This window comes from Pseudomonas yamanorum, assembly GCF_900105735.1.
In the GTDB taxonomy this organism is placed as follows: domain Bacteria; phylum Pseudomonadota; class Gammaproteobacteria; order Pseudomonadales; family Pseudomonadaceae; genus Aquipseudomonas; species Aquipseudomonas yamanorum.
In genome coordinates, this window is record NZ_LT629793.1 from 5,975,252 (window position 1) to 5,996,221 (window position 20,970).

Annotated in this window: 16 protein-coding genes and 1 pseudogene; 12 read left to right on the forward strand and 5 right to left on the reverse strand. The window is 57.9% G+C overall.

Translation table 11 applies throughout. The features are described 5' to 3' along the window. The first annotated feature begins 46 nt into the window (after nucleotides 1-46). A complete protein-coding gene (locus BLU46_RS27945) occupies nucleotides 47-1,177 on the forward strand; it encodes an MFS transporter (RefSeq protein ID WP_093208231.1) in 1,131 nt (376 codons plus the stop codon). Here BLU46_RS27945 and BLU46_RS27950 read toward each other — a convergent pair. After that, a complete protein-coding gene (locus BLU46_RS27950) occupies nucleotides 1,167-3,311 on the reverse strand; it encodes a TonB-dependent siderophore receptor (RefSeq protein ID WP_093208234.1) in 2,145 nt (714 codons plus the stop codon). The two genes, BLU46_RS27945 and BLU46_RS27950, sit on opposite strands and share 11 nt — an antisense overlap. Before the next feature lie 190 nt (nucleotides 3,312-3,501). Between BLU46_RS27950 and BLU46_RS27955 the strand changes: the two genes are divergently transcribed. Then, a complete protein-coding gene (locus BLU46_RS27955; RefSeq protein WP_093208237.1) occupies nucleotides 3,502-4,281 on the forward strand; it encodes an acetoin reductase in 780 nt (259 codons plus the stop codon). A 241-nt stretch (nucleotides 4,282-4,522) separates the two neighbouring features. On the opposite strand, the pseudogene BLU46_RS27960 reads toward BLU46_RS27955, so the two are convergent. After that, nucleotides 4,523-4,675, reverse strand: a pseudogene (locus tag BLU46_RS27960) (helix-turn-helix domain-containing protein); the annotation flags it as partial. A gap of 676 nt (nucleotides 4,676-5,351) precedes the next feature. Between BLU46_RS27960 and BLU46_RS27965 the strand changes: the two are divergent. The 4 genes from BLU46_RS27965 to BLU46_RS27980 all read left to right on the forward strand — a co-directional run bounded on the left by BLU46_RS27965 (nucleotide 5,352) and on the right by BLU46_RS27980 (nucleotide 8,629). After that, nucleotides 5,352-6,446 (forward strand): D-alanine--D-alanine ligase family protein, encoded by a 1,095-nt coding sequence (locus tag BLU46_RS27965; protein ID WP_093208240.1) that lies wholly within the window; start codon nucleotides 5,352-5,354, stop codon nucleotides 6,444-6,446. 11 nt (nucleotides 6,447-6,457) lie between these two features. Then, nucleotides 6,458-7,171, forward strand: coding sequence for an aspartate/glutamate racemase family protein (locus BLU46_RS27970; RefSeq protein WP_093208243.1), 714 nt, complete (start codon nucleotides 6,458-6,460; stop codon nucleotides 7,169-7,171). Then, complete coding sequence (locus tag BLU46_RS27975) at nucleotides 7,172-8,017, forward strand: hypothetical protein (RefSeq protein ID WP_157721317.1); 846 nt, start codon at nucleotides 7,172-7,174, stop codon at nucleotides 8,015-8,017. A 129-nt stretch (nucleotides 8,018-8,146) separates the two neighbouring features. Continuing rightward, complete coding sequence (locus BLU46_RS27980; protein ID WP_003219163.1) at nucleotides 8,147-8,629, forward strand: cysteine peptidase family C39 domain-containing protein; 483 nt, start codon at nucleotides 8,147-8,149, stop codon at nucleotides 8,627-8,629. A 68-nt stretch (nucleotides 8,630-8,697) separates the two neighbouring features. Here BLU46_RS27980 and BLU46_RS27985 read toward each other — a convergent pair whose 3' ends face one another. Beyond that, the gene (locus BLU46_RS27985; protein WP_093208251.1) at nucleotides 8,698-10,563 is read right to left on the reverse strand and encodes a sigma-54-dependent Fis family transcriptional regulator; all 1,866 of its coding nucleotides are present in this window, start codon (nucleotides 10,561-10,563) and stop codon (nucleotides 8,698-8,700) included. Between the two features lie 310 nt (nucleotides 10,564-10,873). Between BLU46_RS27985 and BLU46_RS27990 the strand changes: the two genes are divergently transcribed. The 3 genes from BLU46_RS27990 to BLU46_RS28000 are packed head-to-tail and all read left to right on the forward strand — an operon-like array spanning nucleotide 10,874 to nucleotide 14,004. Next, nucleotides 10,874-11,851: a thiamine pyrophosphate-dependent dehydrogenase E1 component subunit alpha gene (locus tag BLU46_RS27990; protein ID WP_003219159.1), complete on the forward strand. Its 978-nt coding sequence runs from the start codon at nucleotides 10,874-10,876 to the stop codon at nucleotides 11,849-11,851. A 39-nt stretch (nucleotides 11,852-11,890) separates the two neighbouring features. Next, the gene (locus BLU46_RS27995; protein ID WP_076015753.1) at nucleotides 11,891-12,910 is read left to right on the forward strand and encodes an alpha-ketoacid dehydrogenase subunit beta; all 1,020 of its coding nucleotides are present in this window, start codon (nucleotides 11,891-11,893) and stop codon (nucleotides 12,908-12,910) included. Beyond that, entirely contained in the window at nucleotides 12,907-14,004 is a 1,098-nt protein-coding gene (locus BLU46_RS28000) for an acetoin dehydrogenase dihydrolipoyllysine-residue acetyltransferase subunit (RefSeq protein WP_093208256.1), read from the forward strand. Before BLU46_RS27995 ends, BLU46_RS28000 begins: the two co-directional genes overlap by 4 nt. Nucleotides 14,005-14,116: 112 nt before the next feature. Here the strand turns inward: BLU46_RS28000 and BLU46_RS28005 are convergent, their stop codons facing one another. After that, entirely contained in the window at nucleotides 14,117-15,019 is a 903-nt protein-coding gene (locus BLU46_RS28005) for a helix-turn-helix domain-containing protein (RefSeq protein ID WP_093208261.1), read from the reverse strand. 140 nt (nucleotides 15,020-15,159) lie between these two features. Between BLU46_RS28005 and BLU46_RS28010 the strand changes: the two genes are divergently transcribed. Genes BLU46_RS28010 through BLU46_RS28020 form a run of 3 tightly spaced genes read left to right on the forward strand, consistent with a single transcriptional unit; the run spans nucleotide 15,160 to nucleotide 18,936 of the window. Next, a complete protein-coding gene (locus BLU46_RS28010; protein ID WP_093208266.1) occupies nucleotides 15,160-16,518 on the forward strand; it encodes a glutamine synthetase family protein in 1,359 nt (452 codons plus the stop codon). Nucleotides 16,519-16,552: 34 nt separating this feature from the next. Further along, on the forward strand, nucleotides 16,553-17,641 hold the full coding sequence (locus BLU46_RS28015; RefSeq protein ID WP_093208271.1) for a polyamine ABC transporter substrate-binding protein: 1,089 nt from the start codon (nucleotides 16,553-16,555) through the stop codon (nucleotides 17,639-17,641). Beyond that, nucleotides 17,638-18,936, forward strand: a complete 1,299-nt coding sequence (locus BLU46_RS28020; RefSeq protein WP_093208275.1) for an NAD(P)/FAD-dependent oxidoreductase — start codon at nucleotides 17,638-17,640, stop codon at nucleotides 18,934-18,936. The genes BLU46_RS28015 and BLU46_RS28020 overlap by 4 nt, the downstream gene beginning before the upstream one ends. Nucleotides 18,937-19,040: 104 nt before the next feature. Here the strand turns inward: BLU46_RS28020 and BLU46_RS28025 are convergent, their stop codons facing one another. Continuing rightward, the gene (locus BLU46_RS28025; RefSeq protein ID WP_081253266.1) at nucleotides 19,041-20,348 is read right to left on the reverse strand and encodes an IS4 family transposase; all 1,308 of its coding nucleotides are present in this window, start codon (nucleotides 20,346-20,348) and stop codon (nucleotides 19,041-19,043) included. Nucleotides 20,349-20,970 lie beyond the last annotated feature (622 nt).

A 20,970-nucleotide genomic window follows, 5' to 3' on the forward strand; every position in this document is an offset into this window, starting at 1 on the left:
AGCGCTGTTTAGACTCCCTGGCCTGTTTACCGGGAAGAGCCTTTCGATGATGTTGAAAAAATTGCTGGTGCTGGCGGTGGCATTGTTGATGTTCCCGCAGATCGGACAAACCCTGTACAGCCCCGCGCTGGCGGATATTGGCCAGGCGTTTGCGGTAGGGCCTGAGGCTGCGGGGCAGACCTTGTCGGTGTACTTTCTCGCCTTCGCGTTTGGGGTGGTGGTGTGGGGCCGGTTGTGCGACCGCTTTGGTCGGCGCCCGGTGATGCTGGCCGGGTTGGCCCTTTACGGCGTAGCCATGGCGCTGGCCTTGGGCGTGCGCTCGTTCAACGGCTTGTTGCTGGCCCAGGCGCTGGCGGCGTTTGGTGCGGCGGTAGGGTCGGTGGTGACGCAAACCGTGCTGCGCGACCGCTTCAGCGGCGCCGAACTGGCGCAGGTGTTTTCAGTCGTGGGCATTGCCCTGGCGGCCAGCCCCGCGATTGGCCTGTTCACCGGCGCGGGCCTCGTGCAGCACTTTGGCTATCGCGGGGTGCTCACAGGCTTGTTGCTGCTGGCGCTAACGTTATTGGCCTGGTGCCTGTGGGCATTGCCGGAAACCCGCCCGGCCTCGCTGCCCACGGCCTCGTTGCGTGGCACCCTGGGCCTGATGCTCAAGGATGCGGCCCTGTGGCGTTCGGTGGGGCTGGTCGCGGTCTTCAATATCGCGCTGTTCAGTTATTACAGCCTGGGGCCGTTTGTTTTCCAGCGCCTGGGATTGTCTGCCGAGCAGTTCGGCTATAGCGGCGTACTGCTGGCGTTGGGATCGGGGCTTGGGGCCTGGCTCAACAAGGGGTTGCTCAAGCGCGGGGCCGGCAGCGAACAGCTGGTGCTGGCAGCCGGTGGCGTGATGTTAGTGGGCAGCGTGATGGTGGTGCTGTTGCAGGAGCGTTGGCTGTTCGTGTTGCCGATGCTGTTGGTGGTCATGGCCTTCGGGATGGCGATTCCCAATGTGCTGGGGGCAGCGCTGACGGCTTATCGCGACCGCCTCGGCACCGCCGGTGCCTTGTTCGGTTTGCTGTATTACCTGGTGATCGGTGCGGGGTTGACCGTGGCGGCCTGGGCCCAGCAGTTGGGCTGGACCCTGTTGGTGTGCGCCTTGGCGGCGCTATGCCTGGCGATCCCGCGTACCGTCAGAAGTTGACCGTTGCACTCAAGCGTGCGGTCAACGGCGCGCCCTGGAACAGATAGTCATCGCCCATGTATTCACCGGCATCACGCCAGTAACGCTTGTCGAACAGGTTGTCGACGCTCAGGCGAAACACCGTTTCATAGCCATCGAGCTTTGTGGTGTAGCGGCTGCCCACGTTGACGATGGCGTAGTCGCCCACTTCCACATCACCGGTGCGATTGGCGTACTTGTTGGCGCTGTATTGCACACCGCCGAGCAACGCCAGGCCGTCGACCCAGGGCAGGGCGTAGTCGGCATACAGGCTGGCGCGCAGTTTCGGCACGTTGATCGCCTGATGGCCTTCGTATTCCGGTGTGCCGCTGCCCGACACTCGTGCACGGATGGCCGCGACGCTGGCGGCGATCTGCAAGCGCTCGGTGGCCCAGCCGTTGGCGGATAACTCCAGGCCGGTGTTTTTCTGTTGGCCTTGTTGCACGTAGGTGAACGCACCCGCGTCGTCGGGTTTGGCGTATTGATAGGCCTGGCGAGTCTGGAAGATCGCGGCTGCGAAGCTGATGCGGCGCCAGTCGTATTTCACACCGGCTTCGATTTGGCGGGAGACGGTTGGGGCAAGGGTGTCGAGGTTGTTGAGGGCGTACCACGGCGCCGTGCCGCCCAGAGACAAACCCTTGCTGTAGCTGGTATAGAGCGACAGGTTTTCAATCGGCTTGTAGATCAGCGCTGCCTGGGGCAGGAACATGTATTGCTGGGTATGGCGCGATTCATCACCGTTGGTATCGTAGGCGCGCTCGTCGAGACGTACCTCACGGCCACCCAGCACGGTCTGCCATTGTTCATTGAAACGTATGGTGTCAGTCAGGAACAGGCCGTACTGGCGGCTGTCCAGGCGACGGTGGCTGGGGTTGAGTTCGCCGTCGTAGCGCGGGAAGTTTTCCGGCTCCTGATTGATATTGCCCGTGCCGATCCATTGATTGATCGGTACACGATTGTCCACGACTCGGCGAAACGCGCTCGTACCAAACGTCAGCTCATGCCCCAGCCCACCGGTATCAAACAACCCGGTCATCGCCGCCTGAATTTCATCATCGCGGCGGGTGTCATCCGGGCTGCGGAAGTCGTAAATGCCATAGTCGCCTTCCGGGCTGAAGTAATTGCCGTTGCCCGCAGTGTCGCCACCCCACGCAAACGAACTGTAATCATCAATCACCACCTTGCTGCGCGCCGCGCTCACGCTGCCTTTCCATTGGTCATTGAAGCGGTACTCAAACTTGCCATTGAGGTTCAGCGAATCGATCCCTACCTGATTCGCACCGCTCTGATGCCCCAGCAGTTTTTTCGGTGACGCGTCGTGCGGCACCTCGGTCCCGCCCAGCAATTGATAACCCGGCACCGAGCGCTGCTGCTTGTTCTGATACTCGGCATCCAGCTGCAATACCGCGTCGGGGCTGATGTTCCAGTCGAAGGCCAGGGACAGGAAATCCCGGTGGCCATTGGCATGTTCGACATAAGCGTTGAGGTCTTCATGGGCCACGTTCGCGCGCAGGCCGAACTGCTGCTCGCTGCCAAACCAGCCGCCCACGTCGGTGGCCAGGTAGCCGCTGCCGCGATCATCGGTGGACACCGTCACCGAGCGCACATCTTCCGGACGCTTGGTCACGTAATTGATCACGCCGCTGGGCTCGGAGATCCCGCTTTGCAGGCCCGACAATCCCTTGAGCAACTCCACGCGCTGCTTGTTCTCCAGGGCAACGTTCTGCTCGCCGGTGATGGTGCGGCCATTGATCTTGTAGCTGCTGGCGGCATTCAGCGAGAAGCCGCGCACCACGAAGTTTTCGTAGTAGCCGATGGGTGCATAGCTGTCGCCCACCGAGGCGTCATTGCGCAGCACTTCGCTGAGCAAGCGCGCCTGTTGATCCTTGATCAGCGACTCGTTGAACACCGCGATCGAGGCCGGCGTGTCGAGCAGCGGCGCCTCATTGAAACCGCCCACCGACGCAGTGTCGCTGTTATAGCCGGATTCATCCTGGCCCTGGACCTTCACCTCCGACAGCTCGATATCAGCCGCCTGGCTGCTACCGATGCCTGTGCTGAGCAACAGGCCGAGGGCGAAATGTGAAGGAACAGCGGGGCGAAGACGCAAAACCATGGGGGAAGGCCTGAGAGTACAGAGCGGAGGGCGCATAAGCTAGGCATAACGGCGGCGTTTTACAAGTTTGCGAGAAGGATTCGCGTTGAGACGCCCCGTCTCAGCCCGCAGACCAATCCTGCTGCTGCTCGACAGCGGCCCCTGGCAACTGCGATAGACAAGGCTTCTCTCACCGTTGAAGGGGATCGTCATGAGTATCGCTGGAAAAGTTGCACTGGTGACCGGCGCCGGGCAAGGCATCGGCCGGGCCATCGCCTTGCGCCTGGCCCGGGATGGCGCCGACATTGCGTTGGTGGACATCAACAGCGCGAAGATTGAAGCGGTGGCGGCCGAGATCGCTGCACAGGGGCGCAAGGCCTCGGTGTTTGTTGCCGACGTCTCGAAGCTGGAGCAAGTGGTCGCGGCGGTGGACCATGCCCACCAGACCCTGGGCGGCTTCCACATCATCATCAACAACGCCGGCGTCGCACAGATCGACGCACTGCTGGACGTAACCCCGGAACAGGTCGACCGCACGCTGCGTATAAACGTGCAGGGCACACTCTGGGGCATCCAGGCCGCGGGCAAGAAATTCAAGGCGCTGAAGCAGAAGGGCAAGATCATCAATGCCTGCTCGATTGCCGGTCATGAAGGCTTTGCGCTGCTGGGGGTGTATTCGGCCACCAAGTTTGCCGTGCGCGCGCTGACCCAGGCCGCCGCGAGGGAGTTGGCCAGTGACGGGATTACCGTCAACGCCTACTGCCCGGGTGTGGTGGGCACGGATATGTGGGTCGAGATCGACAAACGCATGGCCGAGATTACCGGCGCCGAGGTAGGGGCGACGTACAAGAAGTATGTGGACGGGATTGCGTTGGGCCGGGCGGAAACGCCGGAGGATGTGGCGGGGCTGGTGTCGTACCTGGCGGGGCCGGATTCGGATTACATGACCGGGCAATCGCCGTTGATTGATGGGGGGATTCTCTACCGCTGAAACGGCTGAATCACGCGGTCAAAATGTGGGAGCGGGCTTGCTCGCGAATGCAGAGTGTAAGGCACCTACTATGTGACTGATACACCGCATTCGCGAGCAAGCCCGCTCCCACATTTTTTACCGCGTTTGATCGTTCCCACGCTCTGCGTGGGAATGCCGCCTGGACGCTCCGCGTCCGCTTCTGCAGTCGTGACGCGGAGCGTCACAGGATGCATTCCCACGCGGAGCGTGGGAACGATCATCAGTGCTTGCCGGGCATGTCGATACCCAGCTGGTTAACCCGCCGATACAAGGTCGCCCTGGAAATCCCCAGCGCCTGCGCCGCCGCCAGCGGTTTCCACCGATGCCGAATCAACGCATCCAGCACCCGTTGCTGCTCCGGGCTCACGCTTTCCTGCTCTTCAACCGCAACCGCTTCATCGGGACATCTACCGATTGAATCACCTCTCACAAATCGCGCAGACATAGGCGGCGCGTGTAAGTACGCTCGCACAAAAAATATATAAGGATCAATCGAAGCTCTTTGGTGGATGTATCATCTCTGATTCTGCGAAAGTTCCGTAGGACACTACTACTGTGCCTGTAGGGGTAATGTTATCTGTTGGTGAGTAAGTTGGTCTGAAAGTTGAATTTTTATGTGATTTATCAATTGCTTCTACTTTGTTTTTTTACGTATACGGCTGATTTATAAGAGTAATTTTCTGTTGTGGTGTGGGTAGGCTTGGTTTTTTTCAAAAAAACTTCACATCTGAAGGGGTTGCATTAAGTGTTGTTTCATTGTTTTATATTTGTGCCTTCTGCTTTATATGGGTTCCAAGATTTATCTGGTACTGGTTCTTCTGAAGGTTCTTCGCCAGTTTATTTTTATCAGTATTGAGGGTTTTTTTGAATGCATCGTGGTGCTTCTTTTGAATTGTACTTCGCGATATTGATTGAATGATTTTGATAGGCTGAAATGCTTCGCCGGTTTTTAAGCTTGAGTTGCTACGTGATCAAATTTCGTTCTGATTGGGTTGCGCGGGAGCCTTGGCTATTGAGGATTTATTGTCGGCTTCCATGGAGGAAATAAAATGGGTGCTCTTAGTGTGTCGAATAATATGGTTGAAGTGTCATTGATTTTTGGAGGGATGTCGCCGGAGCACGCCGCATCTAGGGAGTCCTTCAGCTATGTATATGATCAGTTGTGTACTGAAAATTGTGGTGTGTGTATAAGTCATGTTTATTATGTTGATTCTGATAATGACGTTAGTTTTTATGATTTTGACAGAAGTTGGCACTCTCGTGACTATATGGTCTCAAAGGATGCAGTGGATTATGCGACTTTCGCAAAGCATGTATTAGGTGCCAATGGTTATATCGTTAATCTTTTGCATGGTAATTATGGGGAGGATGGGCATATTCAAGGTTTGGCTAATATTGTTGGTCTTCGTGGTACTTTTGGGCCAGTTTTGCCGTCAAGTTTGGCAATGAGCAAAATTCACATGCAGTGCTACGTATCAGGGTCGCAAAGTACTATAAAAGTACCTGCGACGTTAACGTTAACAGACGCTAAGTCTTGCTCGGCAGTCGCGGAGATAAAAAATCTCTTTGATGGGCTTGAAGTAGTCGTTAAGCCTAACTCATTGGGGGCGTCTTTGTTTACTGAGCGATATACGGTTTCCGATATTGAAATATCTATAATAGAAGATAATCTGCGCGCTATATTCAAATATGACGAAAGAGCTTTGATTCAAGAGTTTGTTGAGGGTCAAGAGTATTCTATAGGGTGCATAAGGCTTGATCATAAAGTCGTTGTCTTACCAGCGATTAGAATTGATACAAAGAGAGGCTTTTTTGGACACGAGGAGAAGCACCGGATTGGTAGCGCTGATGAGGTCCTGATGGAGGAGGATACTGTGGAGATCCTGCATATGAAGCGTGTTTCTCGGGATCTATTTGATGAGTTAGGTTTTTCACACATGTGCCGTTTTGATTACATTTTAACTCCAAGTGGTGATGTGTATTTTTTAGAGGCCAATCCAATCCCTGGGCTGATGCGTAATAGTATTCTTCCAAAAATGTTGAATGGATATGGGCTTTCCTTGGCAGATATGATACTTAACTTTGTCTCTCAGGATGATATGAAGGTTATGAGGCTTTCTAAAGTTGACTACACGATAGATTAAGGAGCAATGGCATGGAACGCATTGGTTTGATTGGAGGTGTAAGTTGGGTTTCTACAATGGAGTATTATCGTAGGTTCAATCTGATCGCGCAGGAAGCAGGTGGGCACAAATCGGCGGATCTTATGGTGTTTAGTCTAGATTTTAGTAAAATCCTAAAGTGTCAAAAAGAAGATGATTTTAAAGGTGAGTTTGAGATTCTGTTAAGTGCGGCGATTAAGTTGGAGTGTGCGGGGGTAACCAAGATATTAATATGTTCCAATACCACTAGTAAGACTTGCGACTTGCTCAAAAATAAGATTTCCATTCCGGTTATAAATGTCATAGATGCAACGATTTCCGCGGTTAAGGCCTCTGGATTCAAAAAAGTGGGATTGCTGGGGACCAAGTACGTGATGGAACGTGGTTTTTATGTCGATAGATTTGGAGTGGAAGATATTGAGGTTTCTTTGCCGGAGGCGCATCTCCGTTATGCTGTCCATGCCGCGATTTATGATGACTTGTGTCTACATAATTTTTCCAAGAAAGCCAAGAGCGCGGTCTATCGAGCGATGGATAATCTGATTGATCAGGGTGTAGAAAGTCTAATATTGGGGTGTACTGAGTTGCCTTTGATTGTCGATGAACGATCAGAATATGGCGGGGTTGATTTGATTGACTCAATTGATGTGCATATTGCGGCGGCTTTAGGTCGCCAGAGAGTTTCAAGAGGCTTAGGGGCTAGTTAATTGAGCTTCGTTCAAGGGTTAGCATTTCTGTCGATACTATTATGTGTTACTTTGAGAACTCTGTTCTTTCGAAGTGTAGCGAGTAAAGCTCTTCCAAAAACTACTGCTTGGGCGATTGGGTCTGGAACTACCTGTATTTGTTTGTTGTTGTTTCCTATTGCTTGGGTAACTGGACTGGCGAATACGGATATGCTCCTGAATGCGTCGGGAGCGATAGCGGGGCTAACTAAGGGGGTGTTGCTTACGATGCTCCTTGTTGTCCAGCAACAGATAATTGGCCGTAGCGTTTCTGCCACGGCATATGTTTTTCCGATTGCCATCGGTGCGATAGTTTTTTTGGAGTATTGGCTTTTTGGTAGTCAGATATCAGGGCAGGGCATACTTTCAGTACTCGTTCTTTTTATAGGGGGGATTTGTTTTGTGATTTTTGGTCATCTGAGTTTTATGCCTCGGATTGATACATTAAGATTCTATTTTATGATTCTCGCCGTAATAGGATTTGCTGGATGTGACAAGGTTGGAATACCAGCGTCTGGTTGGTACGTATATTTACTATATGTCGGAATTGGCAATTGGGTGTCCGCGCGATTTTTTATATATGAGAAGTCTGGAATGAGATTTGGTTTGTGGGTGATGATCGCGTTAGGATGGACCATTCCTGAGTTAATTTTTAATTTTGCGCTGGCGGGGACTCTACCAGTTAGCTATGGATATTTAGCAATTTCAATGAGAGTTCCATTGCTTATGATCGTCGCCTATTTCTTATATAAAGAAGGGCGTGCAAAATCCCAAATTTTCTTTGGGGCTATCGCTTTTTTAGGAACCGTTCCACTTTTTATTAAATGAGGTGTGTTTATGGTCGCATGCGTTCCTTATTTCTGCCAATGGGAATCCCGACTTTTGGCTGCCGATATAATTTCTGGCGAGAAGACGGTTTCTGAGGATCCGCTTTGGATAAACTCTGGAGCCCGATGCGTGGATGAGTATGCATTGTGGGCTAATCACGTATGTGGCATGGCCTGCCTTAAGATGCTTCTTGCCGCCAAGACGGGTCTCGTTCACTCAACGTTCAGCCTTCTGGAAAAGGCGTTGGCCTACGGAGCCTACGTAGTCGATGGCGAAAGTATCCATGGGATGATTTATGCGCCGGCGATTGAGATGTTAAATAAAGAATTTGGTCTGAAGGCACAGATTGTCACCGGTATCTCTGCGGAGGAGATCAAGCCGATGTTTACTGACGGTCATTTCTTTATTGCGTCTGTGCACCCTTCTATTCGATGGCCTGAGCAAGAGCCGCCAAAGAAAGGAGGTCATCTTGTATTGGTAACAGACGCAACTGACGACTTCCTGAAGTTTCATAACCCATCGGGTCATAACTCACATTCGCAGGAAAACGTCGTCATGAATGCTGAGTCCTTCGGAAGGTACTTTGCGGGTCGAGGAGTCTTAATTAGATAAGAGTAGAAGTGGTTTTTGATAACGCCTGTCTGGGGTAGGCAGCTATAAGCTGCCATTCGATGGGCTTGTCAGTGTTTTCCGGGCATATCGATACCCAGCTGGTTAACCCGCCGATACAAGGTTGCCCTGGAAATCCCCAGCGCCTGCGCCGCCGCCAGCGGCTTCCACCGATGCCGGATCAGTGCGTCCAGCACCAACTGCCGCTCTGGGCTGACGCTTTCCGATGTTTCCACCGCAACCGCGTCACCGCGAACTTCCACCGGCAAATCCGCCAATTGAATCGTCCCGCCATCGCACACCGCACACGCATACGCCAACACATGCCGCAGTTGCCGCACATTCCCCGGCCAGGCATAACCCAGCAGCAACTCCAGCGCCGCTGCCGCGATCCCGACCGCAACACCGCTGTGCCGCGCCTCTTGCTCCAGAAGCCGATTGATCAACGCCAGTTTGTCCGTGCGCTCGCGCAATGGCGGCACACAGAACCGCGCACAGCCCAACCGGAAATACAAATCCTCGCGAAAGCTTCCAGCACTCACCAGTGCCGCCAAGTCCCGATGGCTGGCGCAGATCACCTGGATATCCACCGCCCGGGTTTTCGCTCCGCCCAGCGGCGCCACTTCACCTTCAGCCATCACCCGCAGCAGTCGCGTCTGCAACGCCAGTGGCATGTCGCCGATCTCGTCGAGAAACAACGTGCCGCCATCGGCCTGCAACAGCAGCCCGGTCATGCCCTTGCTGGAGGCACCGGTAAACGCCCCGGCCACGTAGCCGAACAGTTCGCTCTCAATCAGGTTTTCCGGGATCGCCGCGCAGTTCACCGCCACAAAGGGGCCGTCGCGGCGGGCGCTGCGTTCATGCAACTGGCGGGCAAACACTTCCTTGCCGGCGCCGGTTTCGCCCTGGACCAGCACCGGCAGGTTGCGGTCCTTGACCCGCACGGCCAGGCGCAAATGCTCTTCCACACGCGGGTCTATCTGACTGGCCAAGGACGTTACCGCCCGCGCCGCTTTACGCCGTGGCGCGCTGACCCGTACCTGCAAGGCTCCAGGTTCGCCGAGCCAGTGCAACTGCTGCGTCGATTGATCGGTCACGGCGCGCAACGCGTCCAGGTCAAACACTTCGCCGATATGCTCCGGCAACTGCCCGAAGCGCACCCTCAGGGCCTGCCGCGCCTTGCTGTTCAAGGCTTGCAGCCGCCCGTCCTGATCCCACGCCAGCAGCATGTCCGGCTGGCTGTCGACGTAACCCGGCGTGCTGTGGGCCTGCAACACCCAGTGCTGCCGGGCGCTGTGCATGAAAAACGCGTTCTCGATGGCCCGTGCACTTTGCGCCACCATCTGCCGCACCAGGTGCTGGCTGCGCCGATCATCCGGTGACTTGAGGGCAGAGGCATCCATCACGCCCAGCAGGTTGCCCTGGGGATCGAAGATCGGTGCGGCAGAGCAGGTCAGGCCAATAAATGCCGCCCGAAAGTGGTCGCGTTTGTGCACGGTGACCGCGGCCTTGCTGGTCAGCACCGTGGCCACGCCGCAAGTGCCTTCCTCGGCTTCCGACCAGCAGGTACCGAGGTACAGGCCGGCCTTGCGGCAGTCGTTACGAATGCCGGCGTCCACACGATGGTCGATGGTCTGGCCCTGGGCGTCGGTGAGCATCACGCAGTAATCGGCGTGGCGCACCCGGTTGTGAATCTGCCCGACTTCCTCGCTGGCGATGCGCATGAACAGTTCGGCGCGTTCGCGGCACTCCTTGAGCAGGGTGCTGGTGAGAATGCGCGGCCCTTGCAGGGAACCGGGGTCGAGGTGGTGCTGCTCCATGGAGCGGCGCCAGGAGTCAAAAATCAGCGACGGCACCGGCGCCTGGGGCAGGCGGTCGGCGTTGCGAACCACACGGCTGACGCAGTCGACATGGTCCTTGGAGTTCACGGCGAGCATTGAAGCCTCCGGTTCTCGATCCTTGTTGTTATGCCCGCCATTAAGCGCCCATGGGCCGGGCGGGACAAGGGCGGCCTGACCAACTGCCCGAGGTGAGACGCAACGTCTCATCCCGGCTGAGACGCTGCGGGCAGGTTGCAACGGCGCGTCTCATTGAACGGGCCACAGTGGCATGCCCGGGACTTCCGGCAGCTGCTCTGGATCAAGGCTTTCCCAGGTTTTCCAGCGGATTGGCACAGGCCGTGCTGAGTGCCTTGCAGCTGGCCTGATCCAGCCTTTTGTGTGTCGAGACAACCTGGAGAACAACAAGATGTCCACTCACCTGTCCACCGATCAATTGCTCCATGCCTACACCGTGATGCGCACCATCCGTGATTTCGAAGAACGCCTGCATGTGGAATTCGCCACCGGCGAGATTCCCGGTTTCGTGCATTTGTATGCCGGCCAGGAAGCCAGTGCCGCCGGGGTCATGGCCCACCTCAACGATGAAGATTGCATCGCCTCCAACCACCGTGGCCACGGCCATTGCATCGCCAAGGGCGTGGATGTGTTCGGCATGATGGCCGAGATCTACGGCAAGAAAACCGGGGTGTGCGGCGGCAAGGGCGGCTCGATGCACATTGCCGACCAGGAGAAGGGCATGCTCGGCGCCAACGGCATTGTGGGGGCCGGTGCGCCGCTGGCAGCCGGTGCTGCCCTGGCGGCCAAGCTCAAGGGCAGCGCGGGTGTGGCGGTCGCGTTTTTCGGTGACGGCGGCTCCAACGAGGGCGCGGTGTTTGAAGCCATGAACCTGGCCTCGATCATGAACCTGCCGTGCCTGTTCGTGGCCGAGAACAACGGTTACGCCGAAGCCACGGGGTCCGGCTGGTCGGTGGCCTGCAAGGACATTGCCGAGCGCGCCGTGGGCTTTGGCATGCCAGGGGTGATTGTCGACGGCAACGACTTTTTCGCTGTACACGCCGCCCTTGGCGTTGCGGTAGAACGTGCCCGCAGCGGTAAGGGGCCGACGCTGGTGGAGGTCAAACTGAGCCGTTTCTACGGGCACTTCGAAGGCGATGCGCAAACCTATCGCGGCCCGGACGAGGTGAAAAACCTGCGGGAAACCGGCGACTGCCTGAGCCTGTTTCGCCAGCGTTGCACCGCCGAAGGCTGGCTCGACGCGGCTCAGTTCGAACGCATCGACACCGAAGTCGCGCAACTGATCGAAGACGCGGTGCGCCTGGCCAAGTCCGACCCCAAACCCCAGGCCGCCGACCTGCTCAGTGATGTCTACGTCGCCTACCGCTAACCGCCACCCACTACAAAAACAATCCGTGGAGAAGTCATCATGGCTAGAAAAATCAGCTATCAGCAGGCAATCAACGAAGCCCTGGCCCAGGAAATGCGCCGGGACCAGAGCGTGTTCATCATCGGCCAGGACGTGTCCGGCGGTACCGGTTCGCCCGGTGAACAGGACGCCTGGGGCGGGGTACTCGGCGTCACCAAGGGCCTGTACCCGGAATTCCCCGACCGCGTGCTCGACGCGCCGCTCTCCGAGGTCGGCTATGTAGGCATGGCCGTCGGCGCCGCCACCCGAGGCATGCGCCCGGTGTGCGAATTGATGTTCGTCGACTTTATCGGCTGCTGCCTCGACCAGCTGCTCAACCAGGCGGCGAAGTTTCGCTACATGTTCGGCGGCAAGACCACTACGCCGCTGGTGGTGCGCGCCATGTACGGCGCCGGCCTGCGTGCGGCGGCCCAGCACTCGCAGATGCTCACCTCGATGTGGACCCATATTCCCGGGCTCAAGGTGGTGTGCCCGGCCACGCCCTATGACGCCAAGGGCATGCTGATCCAGGCGATCCGCGACAACGATCCGGTGATTTTCCTCGAACACAAAATGCTCTACAGCCTCCAGGGCGAAGTGCCGGAAGAGCTGTACACCGTGCCGTTCGGCGAAGCCAACTTCGTGCGTGAAGGCAATGACGTAACCCTGGTGACCTACGGGCGCATGGTGCACATCGCCCTGGAAGCCGCAGCCAACCTGGCGCGCCAAGGCATCGATTGCGAAGTGCTGGACCTGCGCACCACCAGCCCGCTGGACGAAGACAGCATCCTTGAAAGCGTCGAGAAAACCGGGCGCCTGGTGGTGATCGACGAGTCCAACCCACGTTGTTCGATTGCCACGGACATCAGTGCATTGGTGGCGCAACGCGCGTTCAGCTTCCTGCGCGCGCCGATCGAAATGGTCACCGCGCCCCATACCCCGGTGCCGTTCTCCGATGCCCTGGAAGACCTGTACATCCCCAACGCGGCGAAGATCGAAGCTGCGGTGCTGAAGATCGCCGACAAGAGGAATGCCGCATGATCCATACACTGACCATGCCCAAGTGGGGGCTGTCGATGACCGAGGGCCGGGTCGATGTCTGGCTCAAGCAGCCGGGCGACCGGGTGGAGAAGGGCGAAGAAGTGCTGGATGTCGAGACCGACAAGATCTCCAGCAGCGTCGAGGCGCCGTTCAGCGGAGTGCTGCGGCGGGTGTTGGCCCAGAGCGATGAGACCTTGCCGGTGGGGGCATTGCTGGCAATCGTAGTGGAAGGCGAGGCCAGCGAGGCCGAGATTGATGGGGTAATCGAGGCGTTCCAGGCGGGGTTCGTTTCCAATGCTGCCGAGGCTGAAGCCAGCGGGCCATCGGCACAGAAGGTTGAAGTGGGCGGGCGCTTGTTGCGCTATCTGGACCTCGGGGAGGGCGGCACACCGCTGGTGCTGATCCATGGCTTTGGCGGCGACCTGAATAACTGGCTGTTCAATCACCCGGTGCTCGCGGCTGAGCGGCGGGTGATCGCCCTGGATTTGCCGGGGCATGGCGAGTCGGGCAAGTACCTGAAAGACGGCGATCTTGAGGCGTTGAGTCAGGCGGTATTGGCACTGTTGGATCATCTGAAGATTGACCGGGTACACCTCGCCGGGCATTCCATGGGCGGGCTGGTTTCGCTGAATATTGCGCGACTGGCGCCGGCGCGTGTGGCGTCATTGACGCTGATCGCCAGTGCTGGATTGGGTACGCAGATCAACGGTGATTACCTGCAAGGTTTTATCGACGCGAGCAATCGCAATGCACTCAAGCCGCACCTGGTGCAACTGTTCAGTGACCCGGCGCTGGTGACCCGGCAGATGCTGGAAGACATGCTCAAGTTCAAGCGCCTGGAGGGGGTGGATCAGGCGTTGCGGCAGATCACCGGGGCGTTGTTCAGCGGTGGTCGGCAATTGGTGGATTTGCGCAACGTTGTCGGGCAGCAGCCGAGCCTGGTGATCTGGGGCAGTGAGGACGCAATCATCCCGGCGAGCCATGCCCAGGGGTTGGAGGCTCAGGTGGAGATACTGCCGGGGCAGGGGCATATGGTGCAGCTGGAGGCGGCGGAGCGAGTGAATCAGTTGATGCTGGCGTTTCTTCGGACCTGATCGTTCCCACGCTCCGCGTGGGAATGCCGCGCTGGACGCTCCGCGTCCCGAGGGTGACGCGGAGCGTCACAGGATGCATTCCCACGCAGAGCGTGGGAACGATCTTCAACACTTACCTCTGGCGTTTCAGAGTCTCGCTGGGCAACTCCTGAAACAACGCCCGATAGCTGTTTGAAAACCGCCCCAAATGCCAGAACGACCAATTCATCGCCACTTCCGCCACGGTGGTGTCCACTGACGGCGGGTTCAACAACTCCCGCCGTGCACTGTTCAACCGGCGCAACCTCAACCATTGCGCCGGGCTCATCCCGGTGTACGTCTTGAACCCCTGCTGCAACTGGCGCAACGGCACGCCGGCAATGCGCGCCAGCTCCAGCAGGTTGACGGTTTCATCCGGCACATCCGCCGCCCATTCGCCGACGCGCGCCATGATGATTCGCTCCTCGGTGCGCCGCTGCAATGAACCCTTGTCCAGGCACACGCAGGCGTTGTCGAGGATGAACAGGCAGTCGTCCAGCAACTGTTGCGTGAGGGCATCACGACTCGGCGGGTCAAACGTCGCCGACAGCCGCGTCAGCGTGCCGCTGAGCCAGCGGCTGAACAAGGCGTTTTGCAGGGAATTGAGCGGGGCCATGAACAACCCCTCCAGCTTCGCCACCTCCAAACCGTGGCGCTGGACGAACTGCGGCCCGAACACCACCGCTACTTCGCGGTAGTTTTCCGGGGTGATCCAGGTGTTGCGGCTTTCGCCATTGAGCACATACAGCGCGTTGTCGCTGCCATCGAAACAGAACGCCAGGGAGCCCGGTGGCGCGTTGAAGTTCTGCTCCACCCGGGTATTCATCCGCTCTTCGTACACCTCGACACCTTGCAGGTCGAGGTAGCGAATCTGTCCGGCAAAATGCCCCGGGGACATCTGCTGGTACTGCTGCACCCAACCGGGTGTCGCACTGCATTGAGCGGCCACATCACCGGTGGTGAAGGCCTGTACGCGCAAAGCTGTTGCCTGTGTCATGGGTAACCTGGGCGCACTCTATTGGTGCGTTGTGGTTGGTGCAAAGTGGATAGATGCCGTCGGACGGCTGGCCCAAGATAGACCTCAATGCGCGGCGAGGGAAGCCCGCGGCGCATCATCCAACCCATGACGAGGTCCTTATGAACGCCCCCTTCGATCAGCTGTCCGCCTGGCTGAAAGAACACAAGATTACCGAAGTCGAATGCGTGATCAGTGATTTGACTGGTATCGCACGCGGCAAGATTTCGCCCACCAACAAGTTCCTGCATGAGCGAGGCATGCGCCTGCCGGAAAGTGTGTTGCTGCAAACGGTAACCGGGGACTTTGTCGACGACGACATCTACTACGACCTGCTGGACCCGGCCGACATCGACATGATCTGCCGCCCGGTGTCCAACGCCACCTACGTGGTGCCGTGGGCCATCGAGCCCACTGCCATCGTGATCCACGACACCTTCGACAAGCAGGGCAACCCCATCGAATTGTCGCCGCGCAACGTGCTGAAAAAGGTCCTGCAGCTGTATACCGATCAAGGCTGGCAGCCGATTGTCGCGCCGGAAATGGAGTTCTACCTGACCCAGCGCTGCGAAGACCCGGACCTGCCGCTGAAGACCCCGCTGGGCCGTTCCGGCCGCGCCGAAAGTGGCCGCCAATCGTTCTCCATCGACGCCGCCAACGAGTTCGATCCGCTGTTCGAAGACGTCTACGACTGGTGCGAAGCCCAGGGCCTGGACCTCGACACGCTGATCCACGAAGACGGCCCGGCGCAGATGGAAATCAACTTCCGCCACGGCGATGCCCTCGACCTGGCCGACCAGATTACCGTGTTCAAACGCACCCTGCGGGAGGCGGCGCTCAAGCACAACGTTGCCGCCACCTTCATGGCCAAACCCGTGGCCGACGAGCCCGGCAGCGCCATGCACCTGCACCAGAGCGTGGTGGAGATCGCCACCGGCAAGCAGGTGTTTGTCGATGAGCATGGCAACAAGAGCCAACTGTTCCTGAACCACATTGGCGGCTTGCAGAAGTACATCCCCAAGCTGCTGCCGATGTTTGCGCCCAACGTGAACTCGTTCCGCCGTTTCCTGCCGGACACCTCGGCACCGGTCAACGTGGAGTGGGGCGAAGAAAACCGCACCGTCGGCCTGCGCGTACCGAGCTCCAGCCCCGACGCCATGCGCGTGGAAAACCGCCTGCCGGGTGCCGACGCCAACCCGTACCTGGCCATCGCCGCCAGCCTGCTTTGCGGCTACCTCGGCATGATCGAAAAGGTCGAGCCCAGCGCCCCGGTGGAAGGCCGTGCCTACGAACGCCGCAACCTGCGCCTGCCGATCACCATCGAAGACGCCCTGGCGCGCATGGAAGAGTGCGACACCGTCAAGCAGTACCTGGGGGGCAAGTTTGTGCGCGGCTACGTCGCGGTCAAGCGCGCCGAACACGAGAACTTCAAGCGGGTGATCAGCTCCTGGGAACGTGAATTCCTGCTGCTGAGCGTCTGAGAAACCACACTAAAAAAACCAAAGGGGTGTCGATATGCGTCTGGTGAAAAAGCTTCTACCGCTGGCCTTGGCGGCGTTGTTCAGCAGCGCGGGCCACGCCGCGCAGACGGTCAGTGTGTACAACTGGACCGACTACATCGGTGAGACCACCTTGGCTGACTTCCAGGCCAAGACCGGGATCAAGGTGATCTACGACGTGTTCGACTCCAACGAAACCCTGGAAGGCAAGTTGCTCGCCGGTCGCACCGGCTATGACGTGGTGGTGCCGTCCAACCACTTCCTGGCCCGCCAGGTAAAGGCCGGCGCGTTCCTCAAGCTGGACCGCTCGCAGTTGCCCAACTTCAAGAACCTCGACCCCAAGCTGCTCAAGCTGCTGGAGAAAAACGACCCGGGCAACGAGCACTCGGTGCCGTACCTGTGGGGCACCAACGGCATCGGCTACAACGTGGACAAGGTCAAGCAGGTGCTCGGCATCGACCATATCGACTCCTGGGCTGTGCTGTTCGAACCGGAGAACATCAAGAAGCTGCATGAATGCGGCGTAGCGTTCCTCGACTCGGCGGATGAACTGTTCCCGGCGATCCTCAACTACATGGGCAAGGACCCACGCAGCGAGAATCCCGAAGACTACAAAGAAGCCGAAGCCAAGCTGCTGACCCTGCGGCCATACATCACCTATTTCCATTCCTCCAAGTACATCTCGGACCTGGCCAACGGTGATATCTGCGTGGCGTTCGGTTACTCCGGCGACGTGTTCCAGGCCGCCAACCGCGCCAAGGAAGCCAAGAACGGCGTGAACATTGCCTACTCGATTCCCAAGGAAGGCAGTAATCTGTGGTTCGACCTGCTGGCCATCCCGGCAGACGCCGCCAACCCGAAAGCGGCCCACGCTTTTATCAACTACTTGCTGGACCCAGAAGTGATCGCGAAGGTCAGCGCGAGCGTCGGCTACGCCAACCCGAACCCGGCGGCCAAGGCCTTCATGGCGCCGGAACTGGTGAACAATCCTGAGATCTACCCGTCCCAGGAAGTGCTCGACAAACTCTACATTTCCACCACCCCGACGCCTGCCGTCATGCGCTTGATGACGCGGTCCTGGAGCAAAGTGAAGACCAACAAATGAACCGTTCCTCGTCCGACCACGCTCGTTCCTATTACCTGGCTTCGGCCAACGCCATGCCCCGGCGCCCAGCGCTGGGGGCTGACCTGACCGCCGATGTGTGTGTGATCGGCGGTGGGTTCACCGGGGTCAACACTGCCATCGAACTGGCCCAGCGCGGGCTTTCGGTGATCCTGCTGGAGGCCCGGCGGATTGGCTGGGGCGCCAGTGGGCGCAATGGCGGGCAGTTGATTCGCGGGATAGGGCATGACGTATCGGGCTTTGCCAAGTACGTGGGCGAGGAGGGCGTGCGTTACCTGCAGCAGGCCGGGATTGATTCGGTGGCGTTGGTGGGCGAGCGGATTCGCGAGTACGGGATTGACTGTGATTTGCGCTGGGGGTTTTGCGAGTTAGCGAATACGCCGGCGCAGTTTGCGGCGTTTCAGGGGGAGCTGGAGAGCCTGGCTGCCTTGGGGTATGCGCCTGAAACGCGGTTGGTGGCGCCGCAGGATATGGCGCAAGTCGTGGGCTCAGGCTTGTATGCGGGTGGTTTGGTGGACATGGGGTCCGGGCATTTGCATCCGCTGAACCTGGTGTTGGGGGAGGCGGCTTTGGCCGAATCACTTGGGGTGCGGATCTTTGAAACTAGTCCGGTGCTGGAGTTGGTTCATGGCGATACGGTGCAGGTACGTTGCGCGTCCGGCACCGTACGCGCCGGTAACCTGGTGCTGGCGTGCAATGCGCATCTGGAGGAATTGGAGCCGAAGTTGAGTGGCAAGGTGCTGCCGGCGGGGAGCTATATCATTGCGACCGAGCCGCTGTCGGTTGGGGTGGCTGATCAGTTGATTCCGCAGAATCTGGCGTTGTGCGATCAGAAAGTGGGGTTGGATTATTACCGGCTTTCGGCGGATCGGCGGTTGTTGTTTGGGGGGGCTTGTCATTATTCGGGGCGTGATCCGGTGGATATCGCGGGGTATATGCGGCCGAAGATGCTCAAGGTTTTTCCGCAGTTGGTGGATACGGCAATTGAGTTTCAGTGGGGGGGGAAGATTGGGATTACGGCTAACCGGTTTCCGCAGGTGGGGCGGTTGAAGCAGCACCCGAATGTGTTTTATGCCCAAGGGTATTCGGGGCATGGCCTTAACGTGACGCATTGGTGCGCGCGGTTATTGGCGGAAGGAATTCATGCAGGGCAGAGTAAAGGGTTGGATATTTTCAGCCAGGTGCCGCATATGACTTTTCCTGGGGGGAAGGTGTTGCGTTCGCCGCTGCTGGCGTTGGGGATGTTGTGGTACCGGGTGCGGGAGATGGTGGGGTGATTGGTTGAGTACATATCCGTTTCTTCGGTAACGGCCGCCTATGGTTCCGCTCTTACAGCCATCCCTTTCAAGGTCTGCGTTTAAAAGTCCGTTTAAGGCCATGTTTAAGTACGTTTATCCGACTTGGCCGCCTTAAGCACCCTAGCTGTTGAGACATGCGCCCGTGCTGCCTTACCTTCCAGCCACTCCTTGGGCTTGGCTACTTTGGGGCCACGAGGGCTTTTTGCTACGGACTTAGGTTTGATCATCCTTGCCAGGGCCAGCAATCGCTCTGCCAGCCCTTGCGGAGTCTTTTCAAGAGGGAAATTTTCCGCAGGCAATGCGATCTGCAAGCCTTGATAATCACTGCGAACATGCACCGCCAAATGGAAAATCGAAACCTGCCAACCCTCTGGCTGCGTTTCGCGGTGCGCCTGCTCAACGCTACGCTTGAGAACCGACAAAACGTTGTAAGCCAGGACCGCCGAGGCAAAGCCCAATAGCGCGGCTTTCGGGCTGCCAAGGCCTGTAATTTCACTGTCCAGTACCGACTCAAGGCGCTGAAACATTCCCTCGATACTCCAGCGATGACGGTATAAATCGGCTATCTGCCGGGCACCGATGGTGTCGGGCAAATTGCTCCAGAACCACATCACCAAATCACCTGAGTCATTCGCCGTTTGCAGGCTCAACTCAACACGTCGCCAGCGGCGGCCACCCTTCACTTCGATGATTTGTTCGCGAACGGTTCCGCTATCGACCGTCCCTGAGTCTTGCCACTCACTTTCCTGGACCAGGCGTGGATGCTTACTGGGTTGGCGAACGATGAACGAAGCCCCCGTGTCCTCGCAGGCTTGCAGGATGGGCAGCGTGCAATAGAGCCGGTCAGCCATCCACAACTGGCCCGCGCATGCGCGGGCCAGCAGCGGTAAAACACTGACTCGCTCACTGGCGTAGGCATCTTCCCACGGCTGAAGATCAACGACTAAATCCAGATCCGGATCGTAGGCAACTACTGAAAATCCTGGGCGCGCTGCGCCGCGCTCATTGCGCAGAGCGCCTAGACGTTTTTCAGTGGCCGGCAAGTGGTTGCCATCCACAATACGCAACTGCCAGCCGGGCAGGATCGATGAATGGCCGAGCGTTTCGACGGTTGGTATCAAACGCTCGGCACTGCCCGAAATGAGGGCGCGAAGCAGCTCGGGTTCGGTTCGCTTGATCTTGTCATAGAGTGCCGAAACACTGACCGAAAGGCCCTCCATCTTGCGCGCCGCCGCGTGCAACGACGGCCTCAAGCCCAATGAAACAAGGGACATCAGCTCAACAACGGTTGAAAACAAAAGCTCACGTGAGTACTGCCGTTGGCGGTGATCATCGAACACCTTGTCAACCCAAGCGGCATCTACTGCCTGCTCTAATATCAACTTGGTCATGACGCTGGCCGGAGCCTGTTTTTCAAACCGTTCTAAAACCTTTTCCCACATAGTTTCGTCGTCCTGACTGGATTGGTTAGGGGATTTTAAACCAAGACCTTGAAAGGGATGGCTCTTACAGCGGCTCACTTTGGAAAAGCCCCAAAGTAAGCAAAGGGCTCTGCCCCGCCTGTCGGCGCCTCGCTGGGGCTCGGCGTTCCCTCACTCCGGCATTGCTCCGCGGGCCGCCGCGACGGGCCATCCATGGCCCGGCGCGGCTAAACCGGCGTCCTGCCGGTTTACCCGCTCCGCACTGCCTGCGTTCGGCCTCGGGCTTATTGGGGCAGTCAGATCAAGATCAAAAGCAAGAGCACAGCGGCCTACCGGCCGGCTTGAGTGTTAAAAACCAGATCAAAAGACAGAGCGAAAGCCAAATCTGAAGCTGATGCAGCTCTGCTTTTCTGTGGGAGCTGGCTTGCCTGCGATGCAGACACCTCGGTCTTCCAGATGCACCCAGTTGATGCCATCGCAGGCAAGCCAGCTCCCACATTTGACCGTGCCCGCTTTTGATTTGGCTTTTATTTTTGCTCTTCAACACTCAAGCCGGCCGGTAGGCCGCTGTGCTCTTGCTTTTGATCTTGAT